Genomic DNA, 9,352 nt, shown 5'->3' on the forward strand with positions numbered 1-9,352 from the left:
CCGACCCGATCACTCGAGAACACCCCTGCGACATGGGCAAACACTTAGGTGTCCTACATCACAGGTGCATCACACTCTGTTGTTCACTATTGCAAACAACATGGCTCGGATCCACGCTGGTGCCATGACACACAACACAGCCCGCAGCTGGGCCGTCACCCTCGGTATCACGTCCGCCCTCGCTCTGACGGGGTGCACCGCGTCGAACGGCGCGGCCACCCCCACGAGCTCCGACACCACCACGCACAGCACCGCACCGCCGCAATCGGGCGGGACGGCGACGTCGCCGGCCGGGTCCGCCGCGCCGTCGGCGACACAGCCCGGGGACTCCGGAACGACCGCACCATCCACGCCCTCGGCGTCGGATGCGAGTTCCGAACCGGTCGGGGCGCCCGGCGCCACCACTGAACCGACCGAGCCCGCACCGGGCGACCAGACAGGTGACACGATCGCCCTGTCCGAGACCTACACCGCGCCGGACGGGGCCTTCAGCATGAAGTACCCCGCCTCGTGGACCGCGAAGACGGATCAGGGGTACTTGGAGCTCACGAGCCCCACGGGTCAGGCGATGGGTCGGATCGCCACCACGGACGTACGACCGCTGCGCGAGGACTGGTTCACGTCCCCCCGCTACACGGTGCCCGGTGAGACCACACAGTTGTCCGAGGACATCGGGGCGCAGGTGAGCACGTACTCCGCGTACCTCCGCAGCGCCAAGGGTCCGGACGAGGACTCCGTGCTCTTCGGCCTCTCACAGGTCAACTCCTCCGGCCTGGTGAGCCTGGCGGGAGGCGAGACGGGTCGCGAGTTGTGGGTCGAGTTCTCCACCGGCCCGGTCAACACGACCGGGAGGTTCGTCACCGATGAGGAACTGGTCGACATCCTGAACACCACGGTCGCCACTCACCCGGACGTCCCCGCCATCCAGGCGATGCTGCACAGCATTTCCATGGACTGACACGCGACGCACTGAGCCACAAGATTCCAGGCAGTGCCGCGTGCATTCTGGGGTATGCGGAAGCCAGTATCGAAATTCTGGGCACCCTGGAGCCAGTATCCGGCGAGCGAGTGGTTTTGGAGTGCCTAGGAAATCGTGCCCGGCTTTAGCTGCCCCAGAAATCGCCGGTGGCTTCGGAGTGCCTCGAAGTGCGCGGATGGCCCGCCGGGCCCGAGAGCTGCGGCGCGACGCTGGCCCTCGGCGGCTACTTCCGGAACGCCTCCAGCAGGGCCTTGCTGCCGGCGGCGAGCAGAGCGACGTCGGCGCCCACGTTCACGAAGTCCGCGCCCGAAGCGAGGTAGTCCCGCGCCTGGTCCTGGGCGAACGCGTTGACGCCCACGAACTTGCCGGCGGCCTTCACCTCCGGGATCACGTGCTTCACGGCGGCCACGACGTCCGGGTGGGTCTGCTGACCGAGCAGCCCCATGGACGCGGCGAGGTCCGACGGGCCGATGAACACACCGTCCACGCCGTCCACGGCGGCGATCGCGGCGGCGTTCTCCACGGCAGCGGCGGACTCCGCCTGAACGATCAGCGTGATGGTCTCGCGTGCCCGGGTCAGGTACCCGGGGATCCGGTTCCACCGGCCGGAGCGGGCCAGGGCGGAGCCGACGCCGCGCACACCCCCGGGCGGATAGGCCACCGCCCGAGCGGCGGCCTGCGCCTCTTCGACCGAGTCGACCATGGGCACCACGAGCGACTGGGCGCCGAGGTCCAGGTACTGCTTGATGAGCACCTCGCTGTTCTCGGGGACCCGCACGACCCCGAGCGTGGGGTAGGCGGCGATCGCGCGCAGCACGGACTGGATGGTCTCGAGCGACAGCGGCGAGTGCTCGCCGTCGATCAGCAGGTAGTCGAAACCGGCCCCGGCCAGGATCTCCGCGGCGGCGGGATCCCCGGAGGAGTGGAACATCCCGATCACCGGCTGATCGTCAGAGGCGAGCGGGAAGAGGTCCTTGAGGCTCGGCAGCACACCGGGCAGGTTGGGAGCGTCCTCCGCGCGGAACGCGTGGATCAGATCGTTCACTCGAACCGACATGTGATGGCCCCCAGATCTCTGTAATCGGCGTGCACGGTGTCCCCGGGGTGGACCCACATGGGCTTGGTGAAGGAACCGGCCAGCACGATGCTCCCGGCGGGCAGGGTGTCGTCGTGCGCGGCGAGCTTGTTGGCCAGCCACGCCACACCGTTCGCGGGGTGGTTGAGTACGGCCGCGGCCACGCCGGTGTCCTCGAGGCTCTCGTTGCGGTACAGCAGCGCGGAGACCCAGCGCAGGTCCACGGAGTCCGGAGCCACGGGGTTACCGCCGTAGACCATCCCACCCAGGGCCGCGTTGTCCGAGATGGTGTCCACGATCGTGCGACCCTCCATCTCGATGCGCGAGCTCAGGATCTCCAGCGCCGGGACCACGTACTCGGTCGCGCGGAGGACGTCGAAGATGGTCACGTTCGGCCCGGTCAGCTCGTCCCGGAGCACGAACGCGAGTTCCACCTCGATGCGCACGTTGGAGTACTGGTCGTGGCGGATCACGGAGCCGTTCTCGTACACCTGGTCCGCGAAGATCGCCCCGTAGTCCGGTTCGGTGATGCCCGTGGCCTCCTGCATGACCTTGGAGGTCAGCCCGATCTTGCGCCCCACCAGCCGACGTCCGGCGGCCTCACTGCGGCGGCGCCACTCGTTCTGCACCGCGTAGGAGTCCTCCACGGTCATCTCCGGGTACTGCTGCGTGAGCCGCGGAATCATGGTGCGCTCGCGCTCGGCCGCGGCCAGATCGTCCGCGATCTGAGTGATGCGTTCCTTCTCCAGCATGGTGTCTCCCTCGCGTTGGTCGTGGAAGCCGAACGATCAGAGCTGGTGACCCAGCTTGTACTCGCCCTTCTTCCACTCGGGCATGGACTCCTCGCCCTCGGAGGGGCGGGTGTAGGAGAAGCCGTCCGCGCCGATGGTCGCCGCGAGCTCGGACTCCTCGGTGCGGGCCACGACCTCCTGCGGGTTGCCGTCCAGGTCCAGCACGAGGGAGGCGTCCGTGTACCAGGACGGGACCACGGGGGTGCCCCACCAGTCGCGACGCTGGTTGTCGTGGACATCCCACGTGACCACGGGGTTGTCCGGGTCACCCGTGTAGTAGTCCTGCGTGTAGATCTCCACGCGGTGACCGTCCGGGTCGCGCAAGTACAGGTAGAAGGCGTTGGACACGCCGTGGCGGCCGGGGCCGCGCTCGATCATGTCCGAGCGGCGCAGCGCACCGAGCTTGTCGCAGATCGCCAGGATGTTGTGCTTCTCGTGGGTGGAGAAGGCCACGTGGTGCATCCGGGGACCGTCGCCACCGGTCATGGCGGTGTCGTGCACGGTGGGTTTACGGCGCATCCACGCGGCGTAGACCGTGCCCTCCTCGTCCTGGATGTCCTCGGTCACGCGGAAGCCCAGGTCCTGCATGAACTTGGTAGCGCGGGGAACGTCCGGGGTGACCTGGTTGAAGTGGTCCAGGCGCACCAGGGCACCCGGGATGTAGAGGTCGTAGCGCCAGGCCAGGCGCTCCACGTGCTCCACGTCGTGGAAGAACTCGTACGGGAAGCCCAGGGGGTCCTCCACGCGCACCGACTCGCCGATGCCCTTGGTGAAGCCCTCCGCGCGGCGTTCCACGCGGCAGCCGAGCTCCTCGTAGAAGGCCACGGCCTTGCCCAGGTCCTCGGGGGTGCGCACACGGTAGGAGAACGCGGCCACGGCGGCCACGGGGCCCTGGCGCAGCACCAGGTTGTGGTGGATGAACTCCTCGAGCGAACGCAGGTAGATGGTGTTCTCGTCCTCCTCCGTGACCGTGAGCCCCAGCACGTCCACGTAGAACTCGCGAGACTTCACGAGGTCCGTGACCACGAGTTCCATGTACGCGCAGCGCAGGATGTCCGGCGCGGGCACGGACGGGGTCGTGATGGGGTTGTCGGTGGTAATCGGAGCTTCCTGCGAAACGTAGAAGCCCGAGGACGTCATTGTCCGATCAGCGGGATTCGTCATGGTGTGTCCTTCTCGTGGGTGGCACCGGGTGGTAGAGGAGGGGGACGCTCAGGCGTCCATTTCTTCGGCGGCGTCTTCCTGCTTGCCGAACACGGGGTTGTGCACCTCGCCCAGGTTGATGTGCACGGCCTGCTGGTCCGTGTAGAAATCAATCGAGCGGTAGCCACCCTCGTGGCCCAGCCCGGACGCCTTCACGCCGCCGAACGGGGTACGCAGGTCACGCACGTTGTTGGAGTTGAGCCACACCATGCCCGCCTCCACGTTCTGCGCGAAGTTGTGGGCACGCTTGAGGTCGCTCGTCCAGATGTAGGCGGCCAGGCCGTACCTGGTGTTGTTGGCCAGCTCCAGGGCTTCTTCCTCGGTGTCGAACGGCGTGATCGCCACGACCGGGCCGAAGATCTCCTCCTGGAAGATCCGGGCGTCCGGCTTGACGTCCACGAACACCGTGGGGGCCACGTAGTTGCCGGTCTCGAAGCCCTCGGGGCGGCCGCCACCGGCCACCAGACGGGCTTCCTGCTTGCCGATCTCCACGTAGGACATGACCTTCTCGTAGTGCTCGGGGTGCACGAGCGCGCCCACCTCGGTGGACGGGTCCGAGGGCAGACCCACCTTCACGCGCTTGGCCTGGGCCGCGTAGCGTTCCACGAACTCGTCGTAGATCCCGCGCTGGGCCAGGATGCGCGAACCCGCGGTGCAGCGCTCGCCGTTGAGGGAGAACACGCCGAAGATCGTGGCGTTGATCGCGCCCTCCAGATCGGCGTCATCGAACACCACGGCCGGGGACTTGCCGCCCAGCTCCATGGACAGACCCTTGAGGAAGGGCGCGGCGTTGCCGAAGATGATCTGCCCGGTGCGGGACTCGCCCGTGAACGAGATCAGCGGGACGTCCGGGTGCTTGACCAACGAGTCGCCGGCGTAGCCTTCCTCGCCGAAGCCGTTGACCAGGTTGAACACACCGGCCGGGACACCGGCCTCCTCGAAGATGCCGGGCCACAGGGACGCGGACAGGGGCGTGAACTCGGCCGGCTTGAGCACCACGGTGTTGCCCGTGGCCAGGGCCGGACCCAGCTTCCAGGACTCGAGCATGAACGGGGTGTTCCACGGGGTGATCAACCCGGCCACACCGATCGGCTTGCGGTTGACGTAGTTCACCTGGCGGCCGGGGACCTTGTAGGCGTCGTCGATCTGGGCGACGATCAGGTCCGCGAAGAAGCGGAAGTTCTCCGCGGCGCGGCGCGCCTGACCCAGGGCCTGGGTGATGGGCAGACCGGAATCGTAGGACTCCATGGCGGCGAGCTGGCCACCGCGGGACTCCACGATGTCCGCGATCTTGTGCAGCACCCGCGAGCGCTCACGGGGCAACATCTTGGGCCAGGGCCCCTCGTCGAACGCCTTCTTAGCTGCGGCCACGGCGGCCTCGATGTCCGCCTTCTTACCGGAGGCGGCCTTGATATAGGGCTTGTTGGTCACGGGGTTGAGCACCTCGAACGTGTCCCCGTCCACGGAATCCACCCATTCGCCGTTGATGTAGTGGCGGATGGAATCGGGAAGGTTCTCGGGCGTGGTCTCCTGCAGAGCTGCCATGGGATGACTCCTCCAGTCGGTGACTTCTGACGGGTTGCTTCTGATTGCGTGTTCTTGATGGACCGGGTGCGCCCGGCCGGCGGCCCGATCGGTACGGGTGGGTCGGTGGTTCACGAGCTCCGGCACTGCGGCTCCTCGTGGGTGTCGGCGCGGCTGCTGAGGTAGCTGCGAAGGGTCGCAGAACGGTGCTGGCGCACGGCGCGCTCCACGGCGTCGGCCGGGGCGCGGGTCTCGATGAGGTGCAGGATGTGGTAGTGCTCGTTGACCGAGGCGCGCGCACGTTCGGGGATGAACGAGAACGTGGAGGTGCGCAGGTGGTTGAGCCGTTCCCACTCGACCATCACGAGGTCGTTGAGACGTTCGTTGGGGCACCGGCACGCGAGCACCCGGTGGAACTCGTGGTTGGTCTCGGTGAACGCCTGCGGGTCGAAGTTCTTCAGGGACGCCTCCAGGGAGACGTTGAGCTGGCGGGCGTGCGCGAGGTCCGCCGCGGTCATGTGTTCCGCGGACAGCGCGGTGGCCGCACCCTCCAACAGACCGAGGGTCTCCATGCTGTAGCGGTACTGCTCACCGTTGACCATGGACACACGCGCACCCACGTTGCGCTCGAAGGTCACGAGGCCCTCCGCCTCGAGCCGCCGGATGGCCTCGCGCACGGGCACCACGGACATCTCCAGGGTCTCCGCGATGCTCGCGAGCACCAGGCGGTAGCCGGGCGAGAACGCCTGGGTCATGATCTGGCTCTTGATCCAGTCGTAGGCACGCTGGGCCTTGCTGGGGGCCCCGGTGGTCGTGGTCACGGATTCCTCGCTTCGCTAGGGGTGTCGGTCAGTCGTCGGAGGCGGGGTGTTCCGCCAACCACTGCTGGAATTCTTCCTTCCACTGCCCCGTGGGCGGGAAGAGCCCCTTGACGGGGTTGCCCTCGGCGACGCGCTCGGCCACCCAGGCGTCCTCGTGCTCCTTGGCCAGGGCGGCGTCCACGACGTCCTCGGCGAGCTCGCGCGGGATCACGATGACGCCGTCGTCGTCACCCACGATCACGTCACCGGGCAGCACGGTCGCGTTGCCGCACGCCACGGCGACGTCCTGGTCCCACGGGACGTGCCGGCGGCCCAGCACCGCGGGGTGCGCGGTCTGCGCGAAGACGGGCAACCCGATCTCGGCGACGGCCGCGTAGTCGCGTACACCGCCGTCGCTGACGACTCCCGCCGCGCCGTTGAACTGGGCGCGCAGCGCGAGGATGTCACCGAGCGTGCCGGAACCTGCCGCCCCGCGGGCCTCGATCACGATCACCTCACCCGGGCCGACGGCGTCGAAGACCTGCTTCTGCACGTTGTACCCGCCGCCGTGGGACGTGAAGAGATCCTCGCGGTTGGGCACGAAGCGCAGGGTCCTGGCCGTGCCGACCATCGTGGTGCCGGGCGTCTGCGGGTACACGCCTTCGATCACCACGTTGTTGAGTCCGCGCTTGCGCAGCTCCGCGGACAGCCCGGCCGTGGGCGCTTTCTCGAGCTTGGCGCGCAACGCCTCGGGCAGTGCCGCGGCGTCGGAGTCCGGCAGACCCGCGGCCTCGCGGGAACCCCACGCCTCCTCGCGCTGCTTGTCGTCCACGGCGGGCATGGCGCCCAGCCCCTCGTCGAAGCTCTCGTCACTCTCGGTCACGTGGCTGATCAGGCGGCCCGACGACGGCGCTCCCCCCACCTCCGGCGCGTCCACCTCGATCTCCACGACGTCCCCGGGCTGCGCGACCGATGAACCGGCGGGGGTGCCCGTGAGGATCACGTCCCCCTCCTCGAGGGTCAGGTGCTGGGAGAGGTCCGCCACGAACTGGGCGAGCGGGAAGATCATGTTTTCCGCCGCAGTGGTGTCCTCCTGGACCAGCTCACCGTTGCGCCACGTGCGCACGCGCAACTGCTCCGGGGAGATCTCGCGGGCGTCGATCAGGGAGGGGCCCAGCGACGTGTAGCCGTCACGGCCCTTGTTGCGCAGGTTCGAGCCCTTGTCCGCGGCGCGCAGGTCGTAGAGACCCCAGTCGTTGGCGGCGGTCACGGAGGCCACGTGGGACCACGCGTCCTCGAGGGAGACGTTCTTCGCGGGCGTCCCGATCACCAGAGCGATCTCGCCCTCGAACGCGAGCAGCTCGGTGCCGGCGGGGCGTTCCACCGCGGCGCCCGAACCACCCAGCGAGCTCGCGGGCTTGAGGAAGTAGGACGGGACGACGGGCTTGCGGCCGCGCTGCGCCGCACGGGACTCGTAGGCCACGTGCACCGCGATGATCTTTCCCGGATGCACGGGAACCGGCTGTTCAGGGGCTCCGGATGAAGCCTGCTGAGCGTTCTGGGGGTTCTCGGTCACGGCCACCGCCTCCTCGTCAGAATGTTATTTGAAATCGTATATTATCTATATATTCTGAGCAAGTGGCGTGGATCACATCATCTCCCCCTGGGACACCCTGGCGGCGCACCCACCCCAGAGAACCAGACTCGCCGGACGAAGGAGTCACACATGGCGACCCGCGATCCCATCGCCCACGAAACAACGGCCAGAAGTGCCACGCGGCGTCGTGAGCAGCGCAAGATCGTGGCCGGAACCATCATCGGTACCAGTATCGAGTGGTACGACTTCTTCCTCTTGGCCTCCGCCGCGGGACTCGTGTTCAACCACTTATTCTTCGAGCCCATAGACCCCCAGGCGGCCACTCTTATGGCCTTCGCCACAGTGGGCCTGAGCTTCCTCTTCCGCCCCCTCGGGGCGCCCCTCGCGCGGCCCCTCGTTTCCGTATTCCCGTGCACCCGGAAGGACCATGGGGCTGGAATTGTTACCCAGAACACAGATCGTATATGATCCGTGACACACTCTTTCGACGCCACCGAACCACCCCGGGGCGGGCAACGTGGCCCGCACCCGCCGTACGGATCTCACCGGTGGAACCGCACAGCACGGACGCCGCCCCGCGGCACGTCCGCGACTCGGACCCGGATCCCGGACCCTGCGGGAACACCCTGCGAGATCACCGCACAAGCCAGGAGAAGGCATGTTATTTCACCAGAACGGATACGTCTCCGAGGATCCCCGGATCGAGGAGCCCCGCGGCTGCGGCGTGGACCGTCCCGAGGACCTGACCGACACCATGGACGTGCTGATCGTGGGCACGGGACCGGCGGGTGTGATCGCGGCGGCACAGCTGTCCCAGTACCCGGACGTCAACACGCGCATGATCGAGCGCCGTCCGGACCGGTTGGAGATCGGCCAGGCGGACGGTATTCAGGCCCGCAGCGTGGAGACCTTCCAGGCCTTCGGTTTCGCGGAGGAGATCACGCAGGAGGCGTACCACCTGCGCGAGATGTGCTTCTGGAACCCGGATCCCACCAACCCCCAGAACATCGTGCGCACCGGCCGCCCCGCGGATGACCCCCACGGCGTGTCCGAGTTCCCGCACCTGATCGTGAACCAGGCCCGCGTGCTGGACTACTTCCTGCGCTCGGCCGAACGCGGCCCGGCCCGGATCACGCCCAACTACGGCATCGAGTTCGTGAACCTGGAGATCGACCAGGGCCAGGAGTACCCCGTGGCCGTGACCGTGCGCTACGCCGCCGGTGAGCGCGAGGGCGAGGAGCGCACGGTGCGCGCCAAGTACGTCTTCGGGTGCGACGGCGCGTCCTCCCGCGTGCGCAAGGCGATCGGTCGCACGCTCAGCGGCCAGGGCGCCCACCACGCGTGGGGCGTCATGGACGTGCTCGCCAACACCGATTTCCCGGA

Annotated in this window: 9 protein-coding genes; 3 read left to right on the plus strand and 6 right to left on the minus strand. The window is 67.8% G+C overall.

Features of this window, described 5'->3' with window-relative positions; genetic code table 11:
- Positions 1-124: 124 nt before the first annotated feature.
- Positions 125-958, plus strand: a complete 834-nt coding sequence (locus B3I25_RS08670; protein ID WP_206399883.1) for a hypothetical protein — start codon at positions 125-127, stop codon at positions 956-958.
- Positions 959-1,202: 244 nt separating this feature from the next.
- Here the strand turns inward: B3I25_RS08670 and B3I25_RS08675 are convergent, their stop codons facing one another.
- The 6 genes from B3I25_RS08675 to B3I25_RS08700 form a co-directional block, all read right to left on the minus strand.
- Positions 1,203-1,910, minus strand: coding sequence for an aldolase/citrate lyase family protein (locus B3I25_RS08675; RefSeq protein ID WP_231885629.1), 708 nt, complete (start codon positions 1,908-1,910; stop codon positions 1,203-1,205).
- A 110-nt stretch (positions 1,911-2,020) separates the two neighbouring features.
- Positions 2,021-2,806, minus strand: coding sequence for a 2-oxo-hept-4-ene-1,7-dioate hydratase (hpaH, locus tag B3I25_RS08680; protein WP_286738647.1), 786 nt, complete (start codon positions 2,804-2,806; stop codon positions 2,021-2,023).
- 36 nt (positions 2,807-2,842) lie between these two features.
- The gene (gene hpaD, locus B3I25_RS08685; RefSeq protein ID WP_286738648.1) at positions 2,843-4,009 is read right to left on the minus strand and encodes a 3,4-dihydroxyphenylacetate 2,3-dioxygenase; all 1,167 of its coding nucleotides are present in this window, start codon (positions 4,007-4,009) and stop codon (positions 2,843-2,845) included.
- Between the two features lie 48 nt (positions 4,010-4,057).
- Positions 4,058-5,593 carry a 5-carboxymethyl-2-hydroxymuconate semialdehyde dehydrogenase gene (gene hpaE / locus B3I25_RS08690; RefSeq protein ID WP_286738649.1) on the minus strand — a complete coding sequence of 512 codons (1,536 nt, stop codon included), beginning with the start codon at positions 5,591-5,593 and terminating at the stop codon, positions 4,058-4,060.
- A 110-nt stretch (positions 5,594-5,703) separates the two neighbouring features.
- Positions 5,704-6,393, minus strand: a complete 690-nt coding sequence (locus tag B3I25_RS08695) for a GntR family transcriptional regulator (protein WP_286738650.1) — start codon at positions 6,391-6,393, stop codon at positions 5,704-5,706.
- A 28-nt stretch (positions 6,394-6,421) separates the two neighbouring features.
- Positions 6,422-7,948, minus strand: a complete 1,527-nt coding sequence (locus tag B3I25_RS08700) for a fumarylacetoacetate hydrolase family protein (protein WP_286738651.1) — start codon at positions 7,946-7,948, stop codon at positions 6,422-6,424.
- Positions 7,949-8,098: 150 nt separating this feature from the next.
- On the opposite strand from B3I25_RS08700, the gene B3I25_RS08705 reads away from it, so the two are divergent.
- Both B3I25_RS08705 and B3I25_RS08710 read left to right on the plus strand, forming a co-directional pair.
- Positions 8,099-8,437 (plus strand): hypothetical protein, encoded by a 339-nt coding sequence (locus B3I25_RS08705; protein ID WP_286738652.1) that lies wholly within the window; start codon positions 8,099-8,101, stop codon positions 8,435-8,437.
- Between the two features lie 190 nt (positions 8,438-8,627).
- Positions 8,628-9,352: FAD-dependent monooxygenase (locus B3I25_RS08710; protein WP_286738654.1), on the plus strand; the 725-nt coding region annotated here is incomplete at its 3' end.

Origin of the sequence: Kocuria sp. UBA1838 (genome assembly GCF_002338785.1) — a bacterium.
GTDB lineage: Bacteria > Actinomycetota > Actinomycetes > Actinomycetales > Micrococcaceae > Kocuria > Kocuria marina.

Excerpts from the sequence above, each read along its gene's own strand:
- B3I25_RS08670 (WP_206399883.1), top strand. The coding sequence starts at position 125 with ATGACACACAACACAGCCCGCAGCTGGGCCGTCACCCTCGGTATCACG.
- B3I25_RS08675 (WP_231885629.1), bottom strand. The coding sequence starts at position 1,910 with ATGTTCCACTCCTCCGGGGATCCCGCCGCCGCGGAGATCCTGGCCGGG.
- hpaH (WP_286738647.1), bottom strand. The coding sequence starts at position 2,806 with ATGCTGGAGAAGGAACGCATCACTCAGATCGCGGACGATCTGGCCGCG.
- hpaD (WP_286738648.1), bottom strand. The coding sequence starts at position 4,009 with ATGACGAATCCCGCTGATCGGACAATGACGTCCTCGGGCTTCTACGTT.
- hpaE (WP_286738649.1), bottom strand. The coding sequence starts at position 5,593 with ATGGCAGCTCTGCAGGAGACCACGCCCGAGAACCTTCCCGATTCCATC.
- B3I25_RS08705 (WP_286738652.1), top strand. The coding sequence starts at position 8,099 with ATGGCGACCCGCGATCCCATCGCCCACGAAACAACGGCCAGAAGTGCC.